The 21,580-nt window shown below is 60.3% G+C and carries 18 protein-coding genes and 1 pseudogene; 10 read left to right on the plus strand and 9 right to left on the minus strand.

The genetic code is table 11. The annotated features are described in order from the left end of the window. Positions 1–24: 24 nt before the first annotated feature. Positions 25–951 (minus strand): N-acetylmuramic acid 6-phosphate etherase, encoded by a 927-nt coding sequence (murQ, locus tag NW870_RS01675; protein WP_414373574.1) that lies wholly within the window; start codon positions 949–951, stop codon positions 25–27. A gap of 334 nt (positions 952–1,285) precedes the next feature. Here murQ and NW870_RS01680 point away from each other — a divergent pair, with 334 nt between their 5' ends. Further along, positions 1,286–2,686 carry a histidine phosphatase family protein gene (locus tag NW870_RS01680; protein ID WP_414373576.1) on the plus strand — a complete coding sequence of 467 codons (1,401 nt, stop codon included), beginning with the start codon at positions 1,286–1,288 and terminating at the stop codon, positions 2,684–2,686. 2 nt (positions 2,687–2,688) lie between these two features. Continuing rightward, complete coding sequence (locus NW870_RS01685; RefSeq protein WP_414373578.1) at positions 2,689–4,071, plus strand: dihydroorotase; 1,383 nt, start codon at positions 2,689–2,691, stop codon at positions 4,069–4,071. Between the two features lie 88 nt (positions 4,072–4,159). Here NW870_RS01685 and ileS read toward each other — a convergent pair whose 3' ends face one another. Together ileS and NW870_RS01695 are read right to left on the minus strand one after the other, a co-directional pair. Beyond that, the gene (gene ileS, locus NW870_RS01690) at positions 4,160–7,003 is read right to left on the minus strand and encodes an isoleucine--tRNA ligase (RefSeq protein WP_414373581.1); all 2,844 of its coding nucleotides are present in this window, start codon (positions 7,001–7,003) and stop codon (positions 4,160–4,162) included. A 755-nt stretch (positions 7,004–7,758) separates the two neighbouring features. Continuing rightward, complete coding sequence (locus NW870_RS01695) at positions 7,759–8,673, minus strand: hypothetical protein (RefSeq protein WP_414373583.1); 915 nt, start codon at positions 8,671–8,673, stop codon at positions 7,759–7,761. A gap of 120 nt (positions 8,674–8,793) precedes the next feature. On the opposite strand from NW870_RS01695, the gene NW870_RS01700 reads away from it, so the two are divergent. Together NW870_RS01700 and NW870_RS01705 are read left to right on the plus strand one after the other, a co-directional pair. Next, positions 8,794–9,168 (plus strand): rhodanese-like domain-containing protein, encoded by a 375-nt coding sequence (locus NW870_RS01700; RefSeq protein ID WP_011432658.1) that lies wholly within the window; start codon positions 8,794–8,796, stop codon positions 9,166–9,168. Positions 9,169–9,325: 157 nt separating this feature from the next. Beyond that, positions 9,326–11,128: an aminopeptidase P family protein gene (locus NW870_RS01705; protein WP_414373584.1), complete on the plus strand. Its 1,803-nt coding sequence runs from the start codon at positions 9,326–9,328 to the stop codon at positions 11,126–11,128. On the opposite strand, the gene rlmN is transcribed toward NW870_RS01705, so the two are convergent. Continuing rightward, a complete protein-coding gene (gene rlmN, locus NW870_RS01710; RefSeq protein WP_414373586.1) occupies positions 11,102–12,199 on the minus strand; it encodes a 23S rRNA (adenine(2503)-C(2))-methyltransferase RlmN in 1,098 nt (365 codons plus the stop codon). The genes NW870_RS01705 and rlmN overlap by 27 nt on opposite strands. A gap of 115 nt (positions 12,200–12,314) precedes the next feature. On the opposite strand from rlmN, the gene NW870_RS01715 reads away from it, so the two are divergent. From NW870_RS01715 to NW870_RS01725, 3 genes are read left to right on the plus strand one after another with little or no spacing between them, the layout of a single operon-like run. Continuing rightward, on the plus strand, positions 12,315–12,968 hold the full coding sequence (locus tag NW870_RS01715; RefSeq protein ID WP_011433980.1) for an anthranilate synthase component II: 654 nt from the start codon (positions 12,315–12,317) through the stop codon (positions 12,966–12,968). After that, the gene (locus tag NW870_RS01720) at positions 12,965–13,783 is read left to right on the plus strand and encodes an MBL fold metallo-hydrolase (RefSeq protein ID WP_414331279.1); all 819 of its coding nucleotides are present in this window, start codon (positions 12,965–12,967) and stop codon (positions 13,781–13,783) included. The genes NW870_RS01715 and NW870_RS01720 overlap by 4 nt, the downstream gene beginning before the upstream one ends. A gap of 4 nt (positions 13,784–13,787) precedes the next feature. Beyond that, a complete protein-coding gene (locus NW870_RS01725) occupies positions 13,788–14,354 on the plus strand; it encodes an ankyrin repeat domain-containing protein (protein WP_011433982.1) in 567 nt (188 codons plus the stop codon). Between the two features lie 10 nt (positions 14,355–14,364). Here NW870_RS01725 and NW870_RS01730 read toward each other — a convergent pair whose 3' ends face one another. Next, positions 14,365–15,342 carry a deoxyhypusine synthase family protein gene (locus NW870_RS01730; protein WP_414373587.1) on the minus strand — a complete coding sequence of 326 codons (978 nt, stop codon included), beginning with the start codon at positions 15,340–15,342 and terminating at the stop codon, positions 14,365–14,367. Positions 15,343–15,711: 369 nt separating this feature from the next. Between NW870_RS01730 and NW870_RS01735 the strand changes: the two genes are divergently transcribed. The 3 genes and pseudogenes from NW870_RS01735 to NW870_RS01745 all read left to right on the plus strand — a co-directional run bounded on the left by NW870_RS01735 (position 15,712) and on the right by NW870_RS01745 (position 18,338). Continuing rightward, positions 15,712–17,694 carry an ATP-binding protein gene (locus NW870_RS01735; protein WP_414373612.1) on the plus strand — a complete coding sequence of 661 codons (1,983 nt, stop codon included), beginning with the start codon at positions 15,712–15,714 and terminating at the stop codon, positions 17,692–17,694. Positions 17,695–17,735: 41 nt separating this feature from the next. Further along, a pseudogene (locus NW870_RS01740) lies at positions 17,736–18,005 on the plus strand (DUF4126 family protein); the annotation flags it as partial. A gap of 15 nt (positions 18,006–18,020) precedes the next feature. Continuing rightward, the gene (locus NW870_RS01745; RefSeq protein ID WP_414373588.1) at positions 18,021–18,338 is read left to right on the plus strand and encodes a hypothetical protein; all 318 of its coding nucleotides are present in this window, start codon (positions 18,021–18,023) and stop codon (positions 18,336–18,338) included. Positions 18,339–18,374: 36 nt separating this feature from the next. Here NW870_RS01745 and NW870_RS01750 read toward each other — a convergent pair whose 3' ends face one another. From NW870_RS01750 to petG, 4 genes are all read right to left on the minus strand, one after another. Further along, positions 18,375–19,412 carry a hemolysin family protein gene (locus tag NW870_RS01750; protein ID WP_414373590.1) on the minus strand — a complete coding sequence of 346 codons (1,038 nt, stop codon included), beginning with the start codon at positions 19,410–19,412 and terminating at the stop codon, positions 18,375–18,377. Next, on the minus strand, positions 19,405–19,554 hold the full coding sequence (locus NW870_RS01755) for a hypothetical protein (RefSeq protein WP_414373591.1): 150 nt from the start codon (positions 19,552–19,554) through the stop codon (positions 19,405–19,407). Before NW870_RS01755 ends, NW870_RS01750 begins: the two co-directional genes overlap by 8 nt. A gap of 159 nt (positions 19,555–19,713) precedes the next feature. Beyond that, positions 19,714–21,342 (minus strand): bifunctional pantoate--beta-alanine ligase/(d)CMP kinase, encoded by a 1,629-nt coding sequence (locus NW870_RS01760; RefSeq protein ID WP_414373614.1) that lies wholly within the window; start codon positions 21,340–21,342, stop codon positions 19,714–19,716. Positions 21,343–21,404: 62 nt separating this feature from the next. Beyond that, the gene (petG, locus tag NW870_RS01765) at positions 21,405–21,518 is read right to left on the minus strand and encodes a cytochrome b6-f complex subunit V (RefSeq protein ID WP_011433989.1); all 114 of its coding nucleotides are present in this window, start codon (positions 21,516–21,518) and stop codon (positions 21,405–21,407) included. Positions 21,519–21,580 lie beyond the last annotated feature (62 nt).

Genomic DNA, 21,580 nt, shown 5'->3' on the forward strand with positions numbered 1-21,580 from the left:
GGACAAGCCACCCAGCTGTCATCACTACTGCTGCGCCAGAGCAGCATCAAGCACCTGGCGAATGTTGCCCTGGGCCTGTTGCAAGTGCTGACGAGCTTCCTGAGCAGAGCACCCCAGCAAGGCCACAAGGATCGCGGTTTTCACCTCTCCATCACAAGCCTGCAGCAATTGGGCAGCCGCGGCGGGATCCAGATCGCAGGCTAGGGCCACCATTCGCTCCGCCCGCTGCTTGAGCTTGGCATTGCTGGCCTGGAGATCCACCATTAGGTTGCCATAGGTCTTGCCCAAGCGGATCATCACTCCAGTGGAGATCGTGTTCAACACCAGCTTTTGGGCTGTGCCGGCTTTCATGCGGGTGGATCCGAGGATCACCTCCGGCCCCACCAAAGGGGCAATGGCAATGTCCACCTGCTCGGTTAGCGGGGAAGGGTGGTTACAGGCCAGGCCAATCGTGAGCGCCCCCATGCTCCTAGCGGCTTGGATCCCACCCAGCACATAGGGGGTACGACCGCTGGCAGCAATTCCCACCACACTATCTTGAGCTTGGAGGTGAAGACCCTCCAGCGCGCGGGCAGCCGCTTCTGCGTCGTCCTCTGCACCCTCTACCGCCTGGGTCAGGGCTTTTTCCCCCCCGGCGATCAAAGCCACCACCTGTGCGGGGGAAGTGCCAAAAGTGGGTGGGCACTCAGCCGCATCCAGTACCCCCAGGCGACCTGAGGTTCCTGCCCCGATATAGATCAGCCGCCCGCCGTGACGCATCCGCTGGGCAATGGCATCGATGGCTTGGGCAATCGGCTCCGCCTGAGCAGCCACCGCTTCCGGCACCTGCCGATCCTCGGCGTTGATCCGTTTCACCAGTTCCAAGGTGCTGAGACGGTCGATCTCGGCTGTAGCCGGGTTGGGGCTTTCGGTCAGGGATCCGGGATCCCCGGCCACTTGTGGAGAATCCATAGCAGTGCTTGCTTAGGGGAGAGGGATCCCACGTTTTGTCCCCTCAGATTCTATCTAGCGGTGGCAAGGGATCTCTTGAGGGATCAGTAAACGGAAGAAGAACTGCGCCAACAGCGTCGCCAGCATCCATTCCCGCCAAAACCCCTGCCAACGGGAACGCAGCACGGCCACGGTAGTCCTTCTCCCAGGATGCCCTCATCACCGGCGGCGACCAGCCCAAATACGCCTCAGTCGGCAGCCCAACCGGTGAATTGACGAAGGCGAGCGCCGCCCAGTGGCGGTACTCTAGAAGGTGTTCTAAGGACTCCGTCCCGCTACTGCGATGAGTAAGTCCATGCAAGCGATGGCAAGGACTCCGTCCCGCTACCGCGACCAGCCTGCCCTGCGCATCTTGATCGTGCGCCATGGTGAGAGCACCTTCAACCTGGAAAATCGCATTCAAGGCCGCTCCGATCTCTCCCGGCTCACCCCCACTGGAGAAGTGCAGGCGCAGCGTGTAGCCGAGGCCCTGGCCGGGATCCCGTTGGATTGCGCCTATTGCAGCCCCCTGTCTCGCGCCCTCGAGACAGCTCGCATCCTTTTGAAAGACCGAGAAGGGATCCCTCTGCACGTTACCGATCAACTGCGGGAGATCGACCTGACGGCCTGGGAAGGGCTGACCTTTGCCGAGGTGCAGGAGAAATACCCCGAAGATTACCACCTGTGGCGGCACCATCCCGACACCCTGGAGCTAGAGGGCCGCTTTCCGGTGCGGGATCTCTGGCAGCAGGCGCAGGGGTTTTGGGAAATGCTGGCTTTCCATCTGCAATCGGCTTCGGGCCCCTGGAACCATGGAGCGGATCCCTCCCCAAGGCAGCCCCTCAATATCCTCATCGTGGGCCACAGCGGCATCAATCGCGCCCTGGTCAGCACCGCCATCGGCCTGGGGCCACACCACTATCACCGCCTTGGGCAGGATAACTGCGCCATCAGCGTTCTCAATTTTCCCGAGGGCCTGCAGGGGCCGCCACAACTGGAATCTCTGAACATCACCGCTCACCTCGGCCAAGCCCTGCCCAAGCGCAAGCAGGGGATGCGCATCTTGCTGGTGCGGCATGGGGAAACCCAATGGAACCGAGAGCGCCGTTTTCAAGGGCAGCGGGATATCCCCCTCAATGCCACCGGGGAGGAACAGGCAGCCAAGGTGGCAGAATTTTTGGCCACTCAACCTCTGCAACTGGCCTTCTCCAGCCCCCTGAAGCGCCCTTGGGCCACAGCCGATGCCATCTGCAGCAACCACAGCAACCTCATTTTGCGCCCAATGCCCGACTTGCAAGAGATCTGCCACGGCGACTGGGAGGGCAAGCTGCAAAGCGAAGTCGAAGCCGAATACCCCGGCGAGCTGGAGCGCTGGCAACGGGATCCCGCCAGTGTGCAGATGCCCAATGGGGAAAACCTTCACCAGGTGTGGGAGCGCACTCGCTCCGCTTGGCAGGAGCTTTTGGCCATCACCGCAGCCCAGTTTCCTCAGGGCACGGCGGTTGTTGTTGCCCACGATGCCATCAACAAGGCGATCATCTGTCAGTTGTTCGACCTTTCCCCCCAAGCCTTTTGGATCTTCAAGCAGGGGAATGGCGCCATTACGGTGATCGACTATCCAGAAGGCAAGGAGGGTGCCCCGGTTTTGAAGGTGTTGAACCTCACCACCCATCTGTCGGGCCAGATCTTGGACTGCACCACCGCTGGAGCTTTGTGAAGATGGGATCCTCTCCTCTCCGCAAGCTGACCGGTCGCGTTAGCGGGACGGAGTCCTTACCAGATGTGTGTCTCCAGAGAGTGCGCCTATTGGATCCCTTGCGCCAGCGGGATGAAGTAACCGATGTGTGGTTGCAAGAGGGTCGCCTGCGGGCCACCGAGCCAGCAGGGATCCCTGCCGACATCCCCACCATCGATGGCTCAGGTTGGGTGGTGGGGCCGGGTTTGCTGGATCTGTATGCCCACAGCGGCGAGGGGGTTGGCAACGGTCGCGTAAGCGGTGCGGAGCACTTTCTGGCCCACAGTCGGGAAACCCTGACCTCTTTGGCTGCAGCGGCTTTGGCGGGAGGCTTTACCCAGGTGGGGCTTCTGCCCACCCCCCTTCCCGGAAGCGGCTTTTTTCCGGTGCTGGATCGCCCGGAGCACTTGAACCGCTACCCCCGCCAATTGGGGGATCCCCGCTGGCTGCCCTGGGCTGCCCTGAGCGTGGGTGGCCAAGGAGAAACTCCAACCCCCTGGGGAGAACTGGCGCAAGCGGGAGCAGTTGGTTTTGCAGAAGTTCAGCCACTGCGCTCCTTGGCTTTGGTGCGGCGGGCTCTGGAGTATTTGCGGCTGGAGAATAAACCCCTGCTGCTCTGGGCCTGGGATCCCACCTTGGCCGGGCAAGGTAGCCTCTACGAAGGGATCTGGGCGCTGCGCCTGGGGCTGAAAGGGATCCCTGCCAGTGCCGAAACTGCCGCTCTGGCCCGTCTCTTGGAGGTGATCAGGAGCGTTCCTTCCCCTCCGCCTGTGCACATCATGCGCCTGAGCCAAGCCCGCAGCCTGGAGCTGATCCAACAGGCCCAAGCCGAAGGACTGCCGGTTACCGCCAGCGCCACTTGGATGCACCTGATCTTGTCCGAAGAGGCCGTCTTTGAGCACCGCTACGATCCCCACCTTCGCCTTCTGCCCCCTCTTCCCAGCGCCGGCGACCGAGAGGCTCTGATCGCCGGGATCCGTTCCGGCAACTTGGGGATCGCTACGGATCACCACCCCTACACCTACGAAGAGAAAACCCTGCCCTTTGCCGATGCCCCGCCGGGGGCGATGGGCCTGGAGCTGGCTCTGCCGCTGCTGTGGCAACATTTGGTGGCAACGGGATCCCTGACGGCGCTGCAACTGTGGTCTGCCCTCAGCCTGTACCCGGCCCGCTGCCTAAACCTAGATCCGCCCACCCTCACCCCCCACAGCGACTGGGTGCTGTTTGATCCCACCCACCCTTGGACGGTTTCTGCGGCCACTCTCCACTCCCGATCGCCAGCGACTCCCTGGCTGGAGAAAACCCTGTGCGGCAAGGTGTTGCACACCCATGTCGAGGAGATCCCATCCCGCAGCTCTGCCCCTTGATCCCGAAGAAGGCCGACAAGACCTGTCCGGAGAAAGAGCCAATTCAAAGAGGGGGATCCCTTCCCGCCAGCGGGACGGGGTCCCGAATTCAAAACTCCCCGGCCAGAGCGGCTACACAACGCTCACACAGCTCTGGATGTTCGGCAAATTCCCCCACACGGGTGGAATAGTTCCAGCAGCGCACGCACTTTTGGCCGTCAGCCGGAAAAACAGAGACCTCCAAGCCTTGACCTGAGGTTTTCTCCAGTTCCACCTGTGAGGTGATGAACAAGTAGCGCAACTCGGCAGCCCGCTCCTGCAAAAGAGCGTATAGGCTGGGATCCGCTACCTTCAGGATTACCTTGGCCTCGGTGGAAGCGCCGATGGGCTTAAAGGACTCCGTCCCGCTAACGCGACCGGTACGGGCTTGCTCCAGAGCCTTGTTCACCTCTTGGCGCACCTCTCGCAGCTGCTCCCAAATGGCCGCCAACTGGGGATCCCGCCAGTGCTCCGGCAGCTTCATCCACCCCCCCTCAAACACCGAACGGGTGGGCTTGGGATAGGGCAGATGGCTCCAAATCTCTTCGGCCAGGTGGGAGAGAACGGGGGCGATGGCCTTGGCCAAGTTCTCCAGCAACAGGGAGAGCACCGTTTGACATTGGCGCCGCCGTAGACTTTGGGCATGGCTGATGTAGAGGCGATCCTTGGCAATATCCAGGTAAAAGTTGGAGAGATCCACCACACAGAAGTTCTGAATCGCCTGGAAAAAGCGGTAGAACTGATAGCTGGCAAAAGATTCGCCGATCTCGGATCCCACCTCGTGCAGGCGGTGCAAAATGTAGCGGTCTAGCTCCGTCAAGGCTTCAAAAGGAACGGCATCCTGAGTTGGATTGAAGTCGTAGAGGTTGCTCAGCAAAAAGCGAGCTGTGTTGCGGATTTTGCGATATACATCCGCCATTTGCCCAAGAATGGTCTTACCCAGCGGCACATCCCCGGAGTAGTCCACACTGGAGACCCACAGGCGCAGCACATCTGCCCCGTAGGCGGGATCCGTCTGGGGATCTTTGCCGCCGTTAATTAACACCAGCGGATCGATGACATTGCCCAGGGACTTGCTCATTTTCTGGCCTTTCTCGTCCAGCACAAACCCATGGGTGAGCACCGCCTTGTAGGGGGCATGGCCGTTGACGGCCACGGAGGTGAGCAAACTGGATTGGAACCAGCCCCGGTGTTGGTCGGAGCCCTCCAAATACAGATCCACCGGGTAGCCCAACCCCTGCGCCTTGGCCACTGCCGCCCAGGAAGAGCCGGAGTCAAACCACACGTCCATGGTGTCCATCCCTTTGCGGTAGGTGCGGCCATTGTGGCGGTACTTCTCCGGCAGCAACTCCTCCACCGGGCGCTGCCACCAGGCGTCGGATCCCTCCTGGGCAAAAATGGCCTTGATGTGGTCGAGGGTCTCGGCGGTGAGCAGAACCTCGCCGGTTTCTTCGTCGTAAAAGACGGGGATGGGCACACCCCAAGCCCGCTGGCGGGAAATACACCAATCCGAGCGCTCCGACACCATAGCAGTGATGCGGTTCTCCCCGATGGCCGGGATCCATTTCACGGTTTTAATGGCCTGCAGGGCCAGCTCCCGGAAGCCAGCTACAGACGCAAACCACTGCTCGGTGGCCCGGAAAATCGTTGGCTCTTTCGTGCGCCAGTCGTAGGGATATTTGTGGTTGTAGGGCTCTTCCTTGAGCAAAGCCCCCGCAGCCTGCAGAGCCTGGATGACAGCAGCATTGCCGCTGGTCTCCGGCTTCTTGGAGAGCACATCCAACCCGACGAACTGGGATCCGGCCTCGGCGGTAAATCTCCCCTGATCGTCCACAGGGCTGAGAATGGGCAGACCGTACTTTTGGCCGGTTTTGAAGTCATCTTCCCCATGCCCCGGAGCCGTGTGCACAATGCCGGTGCCGGACTCGGTGGTGACGTAGTCCCCCAGCACGCAGAGGCTGGCGCGGTCGAAGAGGGGGTGCCGTCCTTGACTGTATTCCAGAGCGGATCCCGGCAGGGTAGCCTTGATCTCCAAAGGGGTCTCCAGAACCTTCTCCAGCCGCTCCCGCAGATCGGCGGCGATCAACAGCAGGCCGAAGCGGGGAGACTCCACCACTGCATAGGTGAGCTTGGGGTTAAAGCAGAGAGCCAGGTTGGCCGGGATCGTCCAAGGGGTGGTGGTCCAGATGGCTGCCCGCAGGCCCGGCATGAAAGGCTCCAAAACCGGCTGCGCCGCCGGGCTGAGGCTCTGCAGGGGAAAGGCCACGTAGATGCTGGGGGAGATGTGGTTGTCAGGGTACTCCAGCTCCGCTTCCGCCAGAGCCGTCTGGGAGCTGGGGCTCCAGTGGACGGGTTTGAGGCCGCGGTAGATGTAGCCCTTGAGGGCCATTTGTCCAAACACCTCAATCTGTGCGGCTTCGTACTCCGGCGACAGCGTCAGGTAGGGCCGATCCCAGGATCCCCATACCCCCAGGCGCTGAAAACTGGCCCGCTGCACATCAACGTAGTGCAGGGCGTACTCCTTGGCTTTTTGTCGCAGCTGCAGAGGGGTGAGGTTTTCCCGCTCCTGCGGAGTGAGGCTTTGCAACACTTTCAGTTCGATGGGCAGGCCGTGGCAATCCCAGCCGGGCACATAGCGCACCTTGCGCCCCTGCAGGATGTGGTACTTGTTGACGATATCCTTGAGGATCTTGTTGAGGGTGGTGCCCATGTGGATATCGCCATTGGCGTAGGGCGGTCCATCGTGCAGGACAAAGGGATCCCCAGGATTGTGGTCGGCAAGGCGCTGGTAGATTTGCTCTTCCTGCCAAAAGGCTTGAATGGCGGGTTCTCTCTTGGCGGCCTCTGCCCGCATGGGAAACTGAGTTTGGGGCAGGTTGAGGGTACTTTTGTAGTCCACGGCAACTCGAGCCAACTAGAGGGCGTCCTTCTATCCTACGCTGTTGCCTTATCCTCAGCAGTCCATCCCTTACCCCTCTTGTGGGACAGGGGATCCGAAGCCCACGGTCACCCAGAGCGCCTGGAGCTCTCAAACGGCTCCAACAAACCACCGCATGAACTCCCTGATCGAGAAAACAAGAAAAGATTTGTGCTAGTCTCAGGGTGTCGTTTAGTAAGGGAGGTTCCTGCGGATGCCAGATAGTAGTAGTTGTAAGGGTCGTCAAGTTGGGTTCAGCCGGCTGTGCGCCGGGGCTGTTCTCTAACGGTCTGAACTTAGATCCTTCAGTCTGCTGAAGAGTCTTCACGTTCTGGCTCGCTTGGAGTTCCTCCCGGCAGTCAGGTTCCAGTTGAAGGCCCGCTAGACCGCTCTTTCCCTGACCGCCTGTTGTTGCCTTGGGGGTGGGAGAGAGCGGATAGTTTTGCAGATAGCTGTAGCGGGGCTTGGAATGGACGGGCGTCTAAAGATGCCAATGTTTCTTGAGGTTGGGTCCTTTCAAGACACCTCGACCCAACCTTTCGAGACCCCTCGGGATTGTTCGGTCAATTGCTGGCAGGAGTGGGGCGATCCACCACCGGAGCACCAAGGGAGTCGCCGCTATCGCAACCGCTCAAAAATAGGGCCAGCACCAGAAAGCAAACAAGCTGAGGGGCGCATAGTTTCCCATCTTAACAAGCTCAACTGCCTGTCCAGATTACCCCAGAGCCATTCCTCATCATCCTGAAGATTTCCTAAGGGACGGTGGGGATGGCCAGGGATCCCTCCAGAGCCAAGCGATCGCTGACGATAAGACGCCGACTCTCCAGCGTGATGCCGGTTTGGTTAACCAACATCACAGAAATCCACTCAGAACGGGGTTCTTGCGGAGCATCCGCCTGTAGGAAGATCCCTCCGGCCTGTAGAGGTTCGAGAGCAAACGAGGTCACCTCTGGGTAGCCCGCCCCGGCAACGGGTTGTTCGGCAACGGCGCCCAACAGCAAAGAGTGGGTGAGAGGCTCTGCCACAATCGCCTGCAGCGAATAGGTGGATCCCGGTTTGACCACCTCCGGCAGGTTCAAGGTGACGGTGGGAGGGGCAGATCCAGAGGTGAGGGTGCTGGCCTCCCGCAGCACTTCTTGGTCAATCAACAGCAGTTGTCCGGGATTGGCTGGATCCGGGCGATAGCGATTGCGCACCAGGGCAGAGGCTTCTACCTGAAAGTCCCCCCGCACCGAGGATTGGGATCCCTCTACTTGGCTGAGAATATCCGCAACAATCTCAGGGCCCACCTGCCGCCAGGAGAGGATCTGGGCCGAATAGGTGAGCTTGGGATGAGAGCTCCACAGCTTGCGGATGGCACCTTCCACCTCTTCCCGGTCCAGCCCATCTCGGTGGCGGAAGTCGGGGCTGTAGCCGGCCATCACCCCTGGCAAATCCCGCCGGTTGGCGGCGGCCACCTGCTGGCTTAGCCACTCCACCAGGGCGGCTGGCGGTGGGCTGGAAACTTGCCGCTGGATCCCACTTTCTAGGGGCATCGGGGCAGCTTGGGCCCAAGCCGAGGACTCCGTCCGGCTGACGTGACCGGCTGTCAATCCAAGGGGGATGCTCCAGCTCACGGCCAGAGCAAGGGGCCAAAGCAGTTGCGGAAAGTTAGATCGGGATCTCAAGCTGTGGGCCTCCAGCCGGCAAATCTGGATCCCAGTCTAGCCTCAGGGCAGTTGGGATCCCAAAGTCCAGACCAGATAAGATCGATTGGAATAAGCTTTGGCTCATAGCGCCTGTTCTCCATGGCTCCCCAGCACTCTCCAGCTTTCTTGGCCCTGGTCAACGAGGCCAAAAGCCGCATCCAAGAACTGACAGTCGAGCAGGTCAGGCAAAAACAACTGCAAGGGGATCCCTTCTATTTTGTGGATGTGCGGGAAGAGTCGGAGTGGCAAGCCGGCCACGCTGCCGGAGCCATCCATTTGAGCAAAGGGATCATTGAGCGGGACATCGAGAGGGTGATCCCCGACAAAGAAGCGGAGATCGTCCTGTACTGCGGCGGCGGGTTTCGTTCGGCGTTGGCAGCCGATAACCTACAGAAAATGGGCTATCGTCGGGTGATCTCGATGGATGGGGGCATGCGGGCTTGGCGGGAAGCGGGTTTTCCTGAGGAGCGCTAGAGCTGGCGGATTTCTTCCCTCACCCATAGGAAGAGGGAGGTATTGGCTGCTATCTGGCTGCTATCTGAAATGGCCGACCACTGAAGGCGGGAAGTGGGGGCGGCCCAACCTTGTTTAGAATGGCGATAGCCTGGCCGTTTAGCTTTACCCCTCTGCCATGCTCCAAACCCTGCCCCGCCTGGATGTTGCCGCCCGTTTGCAGCAGTTGCGCCAGCTTCTGCAAGAGCAAGATCTGGATGGCTTTTGGGTTCCCTCTGCCGATGAGCATCTCAACGAGTATTTGCCGGAACATCGCAAGCGGCGCCAGTGGATCACAGGCTTTACCGGCTCGGTGGGGGATGCCCTGATCAGTCGGGATAGGGCTTGGCTGTGGGTGGATCCCCGCTATCACGAACAGGCGGAGCGGGAGGTGGATCCCAATCTATTGACAGTGATCAAAGGAGGTCTGCCGAATCAGCCCAGCCTGATGGAGATTGTGGAAGAGCTGGGATCCGGCTTTCGCCTGGGGGTGGATCCCTTTACGGTGGCGGTGGCCACCTATCGCCAGTTGCAGGCCCATGCCCAAGCGGGAGGGGTGCTCTTGATCCCGGTCATGGAAAACTTGGTGGATAAGCTGGCTCAGGGATCCGCTCCTGTCGCTCCCTTTGACCGGCCCATTGACTCGGTACCCACCCACCTAAGCGGGGCCACCCCTGCAGAAAAGCTGGCCCAAGTCCGGCAGGAGATGCGCCGCAAGCGGGTGGGACTGTTGCCCCTGACCAAATTGGATCAGGTGGCCTGGCTGTTTAACCTGCGGGGATCCGACATCCCCTACAACCCGGTGTTTTGGGCCTATGCTTTGGTCAGCCTAGATAGAGCGGCTCTATTCACAGATCTGGAGCGGCTCAGTCCCCGATCTCGGCAATTTCTGGCAGAAGCCGGGGTGGAACTCTGGCCCTACGAGACCTACAGCCAACAACTGCCCCAATGGGCCAAGAGCTACGCGCCGGTGGGCTTGGATCCCAAGCAGACCACCCAGGGCACCCAGGAGCTGCTGCAGGATGCGAGCTGCCGCGAGCTGGAGCACCCGGTGGAAGCCCTCAAGGCCGTGAAAAACCCCACCGAGCTGGAGCAAATGCGCCGCGCCAACCGCAAGGCCAGCCGGGCCAAGATTCGCACCCTGGCCTGGATCGACCGGCAAATCCAACAGGGGATCCCCATCAGCGAAGCCGATGTGGCCGCCATCATGGAGGCCCATTACCGGGAGGAAGGGGAGTGGGTGGGCCTGAGCTTTAACACCATTGCCGGCGCCGGCGCCAACAGCTCCATCATCCACTACAGCACTCCGGATCCCCAAAAGCTGCTGCAGCCGGGCGAACTGTTTTTGTTGGACTCCGGATCCCACTACTTGGGGGGCACCACCGACGATACCCGCACCGTTTGGATTGGCCAGGAGCCGGCGGATCCCTTGTGCAAGCGGCGCTATACCGAGGTGCTCAAGGCCCACATTCAATGCGCCCGCCAGATCTTCCCCCCTGACACCTATGGGGTCTCGTTGGATGGGATCGCCCGCTCTACCCTTTGGCAGGCCGGGCTGGACTATGGCCATGGCACCGGCCACGGTGTCGGCGCCTTTTTGAACGTCCACGAGGGGCCCAACGGGATCCACCGCCGCGCCAACACCCCTCTCAAGGTGGGCATGATCAACAGCATTGAGCCGGGCTACTACCAGCCGGGATGGGGTGGGATCCGCCTGGAGAATCTCTACGAGGTGATTGCCATTCCCGAGCCGGAGGGCTGGATGGGCTTTCGCTCCCTGACTTGGATCCCTTTCGATGGGCGCTTGATCGATTGGGAACTGTTAAACGAGGCGCAGCGAGCCTGGCTGGACGAGTATCACCGGCAGGTTTACGCCATGCACCACGCCACCTTGCCAGAACAGGATGCCGCCTGGTTACGACGCGCCTGCGGACTGAGCTGATGTACTCGCAAAAGCGTTGCGCCCTGGCAAAGAGCGCAGGAAGGATCCCTGCAGTTGACCACATGCGGCATTGCCATCCAAACCACGGGTTTGGCGCACGGTGGCCCGCACCTGGTGTTGCTCAAGCTGGCGGACGAACGCTTTGACTCGTGCCGGGTGGGGGCGTTGATAGTCGGCTCCAGAGATAGGGTTGTAAGGGATCAGGTTCACGTGCAGTTGCACCCCTGACCGGCTGGCCTGCTGCAGCAATTGCGCCAGTTGGCGGGCATGAATGGGCAGGTCGTTGACCCCCGACAGCAGGGTATATTCAAAACTGACTCGCCGCCCGGTGCGCAGCATGTAGTCACGGCAATCCTGGATCAGAGCATCCAGAGGGTAGTGGGCTGCCGAGGGGATCAACTGCTGCCGCAGATCTTGATTGGGAGCATGCAAGCTGACGGCCAGGGTGATTTGCAGATCCTGCTGCGCCAGCCAGGCAATTTGCCGGGGTACGCCCACCGTCGAGAGGGTGATGTGCCGTTGGCCGATGCCGATATCTCGATTCAGGCTACGGATGGCTTGCACCACCGTATCGCGGTTGAGCAGAGGTTCCCCCATGCCCATAAAGACCACGTGGCTGACGCGACGGCCAAAATCTTCCTGCACCGTCAACACCTGATCCAAAATCTCGTGCAGCTCTAGGTTGCGTCGGTAGCCCATCTTGCTGGTGGCACAGAAATCGCAGGCCATAGGGCAGCCCACCTGAGAAGAGACACAGACCGTCAGACGCTTGGCCGTTGGGATCCCTACCGTTTCGATCAACTGCCCATCCGCCAACCCCAGCAGAAACTTCACAGTACCATCGCGGGCCTCTGTCCGCTGCACAATGCGCGAGCGTCCCACTGGGTAGCTTTGCACCGCCTCTCGCCAAGCCCTAGGAAACACCGTCACCTGTTCCAGGGAGCGGATCCCTTTTTGGTAGATCCAAGCATGCAGTTGTTGCCCGCGATAGGCCGGCTGACCTTGAGCAACTGCCCAGTCTTTCAGAGCAGACAAGGACTGCCCCAGCAGGGGAATGGGTAGGGCCGACATAAATCCATCTCAAAAGCACAGGAGTCTGGCTCCTTCACTCTAGCCTGTCCCCGTGACCCAATCTCCTTCAGTCCAGTGGAAGTGATAAAATGGGGTGCCGTTGCCGGATGTTGAAGTGCTGGTCGTCATCGACAACTACGACAGCTTCACCTACAACCTGGTGCAGTATCTGGGGGAGTTGGGAGCCCAGCTACAGGTTTTTCGCAATGACCAGCTCTCCGTTGACGACCTGCGCCGCATGCAGCCGCAAGCGGTGGTCATCTCTCCTGGGCCAGGGCGGCCGGAAGATGCCGGGATCTCCCTGGAGTTGATTCGGGAGCTGGGGCCAGAGCTGCCGATTTTGGGGGTTTGTCTGGGGCACCAGTGCATTGGCCAGGTCTATGGTGGTCAGATCGTGCGCGCACCTGAGCTGATGCATGGCAAAACCTCGCTCATTTACCATCGAGGGGTGGGGGTGTTTGAGGGGTTGAGCCAGCCTTTCACGGCCACCCGCTACCACAGCTTGGTGATCGAGCCTTCTACGTGTCCTGACGAGCTGGAGGTGACGGCTCAAACAGGCGATGGGATCATCATGGGGGTACGCCACCGCCGCTATCCCCACGTTCAGGGCGTGCAGTTCCACCCGGAGAGCATCTTGACTGCAGAGGGCAAGCGCTTGTTGAGCAACTTCCTGCGCAGCGCCAAAGCCTCAACTGCTGCTCAGCCCAATGTTTCGCAGAAACCTCAGGAAACCGTTGCCGTTGTTACATCAGGGATCCCCACTCCATGAAGCGTCGCCAGCTTCTGCAAGCCAGCGCTGGGCTGCTGGGATCGATGGCCGTGAACCTGGCCAGAGGGCGCAAAGCGGGCGCTCAGACAGCGCCGGCACAAGGTTCGGAAACGCCAACAACCCCAGGGTCTATAGAGTTCACTCCCGGCTCCAGCTCGCAGGGGCTGCAACTGACTTGGCTGCACCACAGTTGTGTTTTGTTCGAGGGGGAGGGCCGACGGTTTCTGGTCAACCCGTTTCGGCCGGCGGGCTGTACGGCTGGCTATCCTGCCCCACGAGTTGCTGCCGATCTGGTGTTGCTCAGCAGCCGCTTGTTGGATGAGGGTGCTTTGGATGTGGTGCCCGGCAACCCCAAGGTGCTGTTTCAGCCGGGAGACTATCTGATTGACGGGATCCGGGTGCAAGGAGTACGCATGCCCCGTGGCCCTCGCTTTGGCGTAAACGTGGGTTGGCGCTGGCGCATGGCTGGGATCGACATTGTCCATTTGGGAGGGGCGCTGCAGCCAATTACGCGGGAGCAGTCCATCCTGCTTGCTCGTCCCGACCTGTTGCTGGTGCCAGTGGGGGGTGGGCCGAAAAATTACGATCCTGCCGGGGCCAAGGCGGCCATTGAGGCGCTGCAGCCCAAGCTGGTCATCCCCACCATGTATCGCACGGCCGCCGCCGAGGAATCCCAATGCGAGCTGCTGCCGCTGCAGGAGTTTTTGCGTCTCTTCCCCGCTGCTGCCCCGCAACCTGCCCTCAGCAACCCGTTGCTGCTCTCGGCCCAGGCTCTGCCCAGGCAGGGGCTCGCCATCCTTTTCTTTGAGGAATAGGGCTATGCGAGGTCAGGTCCTAAAAATCGCTGTCGGACTGGGATCCCTGCTAGTGGGGGGTCTGGGATTCTATGGATACTCCCTACCAGAAGATCCACAAGCCTTGGCCCAAGCCAACCCGCTGCGGCTGCAACTGGCCCTCTGGCTGGGGAAAGACGCCAACGCTGTCGATGAGCGGGGCAAGACAGCCCTGTTTTTCGTAGAAAGCGGCCTCAACGCCCGTCTTTTGCTGGCAGCGGGGGCGGATCCCAATCAACTAGACCATGGGGGAGCTAGCCCACTGCACCAAGCGGCTCGCCTGGGCAACCCTGAGGTTACGAAAGCCCTGCTCCAGGGAGGGGCCGAGGTGAACGCTCGTTTTGGCGCCGGTGGCCTTCCCCTGCATTTTGCCGCTTGGTCCGGCAACCCCGAGGTCGTTCGGCTGCTGCTGGAACATGGCTCCGAGATCGACGAGCCGGACGGCTACGGCCTCACGCCCCTGCGCATCGCCCAGGATCTGCGCCGCTGGGAAGCTGCAACCCTGTTGTCCCGCTGGCCCCGCTCCGCCTCAACCGACGGGCATACAGATTGATTCCCCTTCTCTACCACCCCAGCACCCAGGCGAAGATCAAAGGCGCCACGATGGTGGCATCCGACTCGATGACAAACTTGGGGGTATCGACAGCCAGCTTGCCCCAGGTGATCTTCTCATTGGGCACTGCTCCCGAATAGGAGCCGTAGCTGGTGGTGGAGTCGCTGATCTGGCAGAAATAGCCCCACATGGGCACGCCCTGGCGGCCCAGGTCTTGATGGAGCATGGGTACCACACAGATGGGGAAATCCCCGGCTATGCCGCCGCCAATTTGAAAGAAGCCAATGGAGCACTCCGCCGAGGTGCGCAGGTACCAATCCGCCAGGTGGATCATGTACTCGATCCCTGTGCGGACGGTATGCACATTGCGGATCTCACCCGTGATGCAGTGGGCGGCATACATGTTGCCGGTGGTGGAGTCCTCCCATCCCGGCACATAGATGGGCAAGTTGGCCTCCATAGCGGCGTAAACCCAAGAATCCCGGGGATTAATTTGGTAGTAGGGCTCCAGCCGGCCGCTGCGCAGGATGCGGTAGATAAACTCGTGCGGGAAGTAGTGTTCCCCGGCCTGGTCGGCAGCCATCCACTCTTCCAAGAGGGCTTTTTCTAGGCGCCGCATCGCCTCCTCTTCGGGAATGCAGGTATCGGTTACCCGGTTCAGGTGCCGCTCCAGCAGCTCCTGCTCCTGCTGCGGGCTAAGATCGCGGTAGTGGGGCACCCGCTCGTAGAACTCATGGGCGATGAGGTTAAAGATGTCCTCTTCTAGGTTGGCGCCGGTGCAGGAGATGGCGTGAACCTTACCCTGCCGGATCATCTCAGCTAGGGAAAGGCCCAGCTCCGCTGTGCTCATGGCGCCGGCCAGGGTCACCATCATTTTGCCGCCCTTTTCCAGGTGAGCACAGTAGCCCTTGGCCGCATCCACCAGCGCGGCTGCGTTGAAGTGGCGAAAATGATGTTGGATAAATTGGCTGACGGGGCTGTTGGTCACGATTTTTCCGGTCACTCTGACCTGGTGAAGCACGATTTTCTAGTCTATCAACTTTAGGGGCGCTGACAAGCTTTGCTTGGGGATACCTTTATCGGTATTGGCAACCATTCCCCTGCAGGTCGGCTGGAGCAGGTTGCGTTGCGAAGCCGGGATCCCATACCGGTTCTCACCCGGCCTTGGCTGAGACAAAGGGATCGCCTGCCCATGTCAGAATGGTGGCGAATCACCGCCCTATATCCGTTCACGCTATCTGTTCACGTTGGGTTCATGCCTCCTGTCAGCACTGTCGAGCCAGCCGAGCCCATTGCCGAAGTCCAATCTCCTGAGCTGGCTTCTTCTCCTGCCGAGCCATTGCCTGGCGCTGTGGACATGTCAGTGCCAACAACGACCGGGATCTCTATGGGATCCCTGCGGCGCTGGTGGGCGCGATGGAAGCAAAAACTGCGGTTGGAAACTCAGTTGCTCTTTGTGGCAACGCTGGTGGTCTCATTGGTGGTGAGCAGTTTCACCTTCTGGGCCGTCAGCACCGTGCAGCAGGATGCTCGCTTCAACGAAGCCCGCTTTGGCCGAGATCTGGGGCTGCTCTTGGCCGCCAATGTCGCCCCCCTGATTGCGGAAGATCGCATTGGCGAAGTGGCGCAACTGTCCCGCCAGTACTTTGAGAGCACCAGCAGCATCCGCTATTTGCTCTACGCCGATCCCGAAGGAAACATCTACTACGGGATCCCGTTCTCCAATCAGGAGGTGAAAACCTCCCTCAGCCTTACCCGTCGCATGCAACTGCCGGACAACCGTCCTCCTGCTGAGGGCCAACCGCTGGTGCGCACCCACCTTACCCCTGCTGGGCGGGTGACGGATATTTTCGTCGGCATCTACCATCAGGGCCGCTTTTTGGGCACCCTCGGCTTGGGCATCAATCCCAATCCCGCCCTGGTGCGCTCCACACAATTGGCGCGGGAGGTCTCGATTGGGGTGTTTTTGGCGGTGTGGGTCTTGGCCATCCTGGGAGCGGTGGTCAATGCCCTCACCATCACCTATCCCATCAAAGAGCTGGTCAAAGGTGTCCAGGAGATCACCAAAGGTAACTTCAAGCAGCGCATCGACCTGCCCTTCGGGGGAGAGCTGGCCCAGCTCATCGACAGCTTTAACGAGATGGCGGAGCGGCTGCAAAGCTACGAAGAGCAAAACATCGAGGAACTGGCTGCCGCCAAAGCCAAGTTGGAGACCTTGGTCTTCTCCATCGTCGATGCTGCCATTTTGCTGGATGCCGAGTTGCGGGTGCTGCTGCTCAACCCTGCTGCCTCCCGCATGTTTGGCTGGGAAGGGGATCCCGTTTTGGGCAAACCCCTGCCGGAGCTGTTGCCGGAGGATCTGCAGCAGCAACTGGCCCGCCCCCTGATGCAAATTGCCCGCGGGGATCAAGAAGCAGAGGAAGTTCGCGTCAACCTCACCGGCCCCACCAAGCGTGTTATCCGCATCCTGCTTTCGCCGGTGTCGGATCCGCGGCGGCAAAATCTCAAGGGGATCGTGATGACGGTGCAGGACATCACCCGCGAGGCAGAGCTCAACGAAGCCAAGGCTCAATTCATCAGCAACATCAGCCACGAGCTGCGCACCCCCCTCTTCAGCATCAAGTCTTTTATCGAGACCCTCTACGAGTACGGCGAGCAGATGTCCTCGGCGGAGCGGCTGGACTACCTGGAAATTGCCAACCGCGAAACCGATCGCCTCACCCGCCTGGTCAACGATGTTTTGGATTTGTCTCGTCTGGAATCGGGCAAGCAGTACCACTTTGAAGGTGTCGACATCGCGGCAGTGATCGAGCAGACTTTGCGCACCCACCAACTGCAGGCCCGCGACAAAGGGATCCAGTTGCGCAAATTCGTTGATCCGGATCTGCCGCTGGTCTGGGGCAACTACGATCTGCTGCTGCAGGTGATGACCAATCTCCTGGGCAATGCCCTCAAGTTCACCCCCTCAGGGGGCCTGGTGACGGTACATGCCCACCTGGTGGTTCAGGCGGATGGATCCCCGCAGGCAGTGCGGGTGGCGGTGGCCGATACAGGCATTGGCATTGCCCCAGAAGATCAGGAGCGGATTTTCGACCGCTTTTTCCGTGTCGAGAACCGGGTCCACACCCTAGAGGGCACCGGCCTGGGGTTGGCCATCGTGCGCAACATCCTGGAGAAACATCGAACCCGCATCTGCCTGGAGAGCAAGCTAGAACAGGGATCCACCTTCTGGTTCGACCTGCACCTGTACACTGAAGAGGGACCGCTGGAGTTCGAGGTTCAGCCAGCCGAGACGGATCCCCCCAGTTGCGCTTGGCGGGAGCACTCCCATCAACGCTGAGGATATGAAGGGCATACCGGCCATTTTTTGGGGGTTGGGCCTCAGTTTCGCATTTTTGTGCCACACTGGTGACCTCTACCACCACCACAGGGGGGCTGGGCAACCCGCTGTTGGCCACCGGCGAAAACGTCACTTCTCTGCTGCTGGCGGTGGTGGCGGTGCTGGCCCCTTGGCTGGCAGTGCTGCTGATGGGTTTGCTGGTGTACTGGCTGGGCAAACGGGCGTTGAAACTGGGGTTCCGCAGCAGAAATGCCGCTCCCAAGTCTCAGGGATCCCCGCCGACGGCTGTTCTACACTGGAGAAGGTTTTAACTGGATGGTTTTGCCATGCCGCCTCGCTGGCCCCGGAAGCCCTCCCGTCGGGATCCCGAATTTCGCAAGCTGGATGATCGCTATACCTATGCCGCCCACCTGTCTGTTTTCCTCTGTAGCGGGTCTGGGCTGGTGTTTTTTCAGCAACTGTACCGCGCGGATTGGCCGTGGCTGGTGCCCCTGTTGGGCTGGTGGGCTTTGGGGCTAGGGATCCACAGCTTCTGGATCTTTTTTGTGGCCCGCTATCCCGTCGAGGCCGGCTTTGGGGAGCTCACTCCCGGCGCGCACGAAAACCCAACAGCCGCGGAGACGGATCCCTCAGGGGCCAGCTAAGACTCAGAGGGTGGACAACCCGATTGCTCATGGTGCTCAACCGGAGGGGGCAGAAGAGCCACCTTGTCGTCGTTGTCGCTGCAGCAGCAGGGGGGAGAGGTCGCTCTCGTCGTAAATATCCCCCACCAGCTCCTCCAAAATGTCTTCCAGCGTGATGAGGCCGGTGGTGCCGCCAAACTCATCCACCACGATCCCCAGGTGTTGGCGAGAGCGCAGCATTTCCTTGAGCAACAAGCTGACCCGCTTGGTGTCCGGCACAAAAAAAGGCGGTGCCATCGCCTGGGTCACTTCGGCATTGCCTTTTTGATCGAGATAGCGCAAGGCTTGCTTGAGGTGGATAATGCCGACGATCTCGTCCTTGGATTCTCCCTGCACGGGGATGCGCGAGTAGCCCGTTTCCAAACAGAGCTTCACCACATCCTGCAGTGTTTTGTCGTGGGAGATGGTCTCCATTTTAACTCTGGGCTTGGCCACGTCCCGCGCCTGCAGCAAGTCCAAAGCCAAGGCCCCACGGAACAGCCGCCGTTTTTGCCAATCCAGCAGCCCCCGCTGCCCCAACACATCGATCAGCAGCTCCAAATCCTTGAGAGAAGCGGTGGCCGTCAGGGGGGAGAATTCCAATAGATTGAAGAGCCTGCTGACAACCCACTCAAAAGCGTCGCTAAAAGGGCGCAGCAGCACCGATAGGACATGAACAGGCCGCACCACCCAGCGGAACACCCCTAGCGGATGGCTCACCGCCAAGGACTTTGGGGCTACTTCTCCAAAGAGGAGCACCACAATTGTGGTGGGCACGGTGGCGGCCAAAGCTCCAATCTGGGTTCCCAACAGTTCAATGGAGAGGGTTGTGGCCAAAGCGGCAATGCCGATGTTGACAAAGTTGTTCACCAGCAACAGGGTGGTGATCAGCCGCGAGCGCTGTTGTTGGGCCAGTCGATACAAGCCCTGTGGATCCCCTTGTTCTTCGATCAGAGATTCCAGGCGCAGGTTGTCCATGGCCGTGATGGCCGTTTCGGCGCCAGAGCAAGCTCCTGAGAGAAGCAGCAGAAAGGCCAAGAGAAAGACATTAACCATAGCGCTCCGTTCGCGACGGCGGAACGGGATACAGGTAGCATTGGCTCATCGAGAGAAAAGCGGGTCGGCCTATTTCCATCATCAACGGGATCCCCTCCGGCACCTCAACACCTCGGTGGTTTTGCCAAAGTTCATCACTCAACCCATAGCTCGGCATCCGTGCCCCCTCATCAACTGCATCTTCAACGAAAATCTTCAATGAGAAATGAGAGAGGGATCAAGCTGTTCAAACCGGCCAGCTCCCTGAAAATCATGCGGAAATCTGACTTGTCCCGTTGATTTAGTCTTGATTGAGTCAAAGCTACTGATCTAAACGGGCCGGGCCAGATCGCTCCAAAAGCTGCCGGTACAACGTTACAATTTTGTCTTCCACCTCGGATTGGCTCAGGTGATCTGTGTCGATCAAGATGGCATCGGGGGCAGGCCGCAAAGGAGAAATCAGCCGTTCGCTATCACGGCGATCCCGCTGCTCGATTTGCGCCTTCAATTCTTCAAGGGGTACCATTTGCCCTTGGGCTTGGAGTTGGTGTTGCCGACGCTGCGCCCGCTCCCCGACAGAAGCAGTCAAAAAGACCTTCAACTCTGCATCGGGAAAGACGTGGGTGCCGATATCCCGTCCCTCTAAGACGGCACCGCCATCCCGGCCAATGCTGCGTTGCCGCTTCACCAGCTCCTGGCGTACTCCCGGCACTGCCGCCACGTGAGAGACCCAGCGGGTCACTTCCGGAGAGCGAATGGCCTGGGTAATTTCTTCGCCATCGGCCCAGATGCGGGTCGGCTCTGTCGAAGAGGTGCCACTCTGCAGGGTGAGCTGGGTTTGGGCGGCCAGTTGGGTCAGTTGCTCGGCATCGTCCAAAGGGATCCCCCGTTGCAGCGCCAGCCAAGTGATGGCCCGATACATGGCTCCGGTATCCAAGTAGAGCAGTTGCAGTTGGGCTGCCACTGCCCGCGCCACGGTGGATTTTCCGGCTCCAGCCGGGCCGTCAATGGCAATCAGCGGGCGACGCGGGGGAGAGGTCGTGCCGGAAGAGGGCGGTGCCGCATGCTGGACTCTCTCCGGCGAGGGATCCCCTTGCTCTGGGGAAAGGAGCAGGTTGTCGATCAGGCGAGTCTGCCCCACATAGGCAGCAATGGCCAGCAGGCCCTTGTCTTCCACCCGCGGCAGCGGCTGTAGCGTTTGGGGATCCACCAATTCCAGGTATTGCAGTTGCAGCTCTGGGGTATGCTCCAGCTCAGCACGGGCGGCGGCAAGGATCCCTTCTGCTGAGGGATCCCCGGCCTGCCAATGGTCATATCCCCGACGCAAGGCCCGGTACAGCCCGGCAGCCACCTGTCGTTCAGCAGCAGAAAGGTAGCGGTTGCGGGAGCTACAGGCGAGGCCATCGGCTTCTCGCACCGTGGGGCAGGGAACAATCGTGGTGGGTATTTGCAGATCCCGAACCAAACGCTGAATGATCGCCAGTTGCTGGGCGTCTTTTTGGCCGAAGTAGGCCCGCTGCGGCTGCACCAGGTTCAGCAGTTGCAGCACAATGGTGGCTACACCGCGAAAGTGGCCAGGTCGGTGGGGGGCGCAGAGGGTCTGCAGAAGGGATTCGGGGGGCATGACCCAGGTGCGGTCGCTTCCGGTTGCGGGGTCGGCTCCCATCTCTTGCGGGTCAGGGGCAAAGACCACATCCACACCTGCTGCCTCGCACAAAGCTCGGTCCCCCTCTTCGTCGCGGGGATAGCGATCCCAGTCTTCGTTGGGGCCAAATTGCAGCGGATTGACGAAAATGCTGACCACCGTGTGGTCACACTCTTGCCGGCAGCGGCGGATTAGGCTGAGATGGCCCTCATGCAGGGATCCCATCGTGGGCACCAAGCCGATGGTGGATCCCCGCCAATTGGCTACCTGCTCCCGCAAAGCAGCAACTGTGCGCAGCCAGTGCATCGCCATGCCACCTCAATCTCTCTCTCCCCTATGGGTTTTCTCCAACCCCCCAAAGGCTGCTCCTACAGGCCGATCTTATTGCTGCGTTGATATTGCCTGTAGGCTGCCACGAATAAGCCCGCCAAGGTGACCACCACCATTCCCAACACGATCCCCAACAAAATCGGCTCGATCACAACACAGACCTCCCAGTTCAAACCTAGATCATGATAAGCCAAGCCCAAACCTATCCTCACCC

Source organism: Synechococcus sp. R50.1 (genome assembly GCF_047462115.1).
Lineage (GTDB): Bacteria > Cyanobacteriota > Cyanobacteriia > Thermostichales > Thermostichaceae > Thermostichus.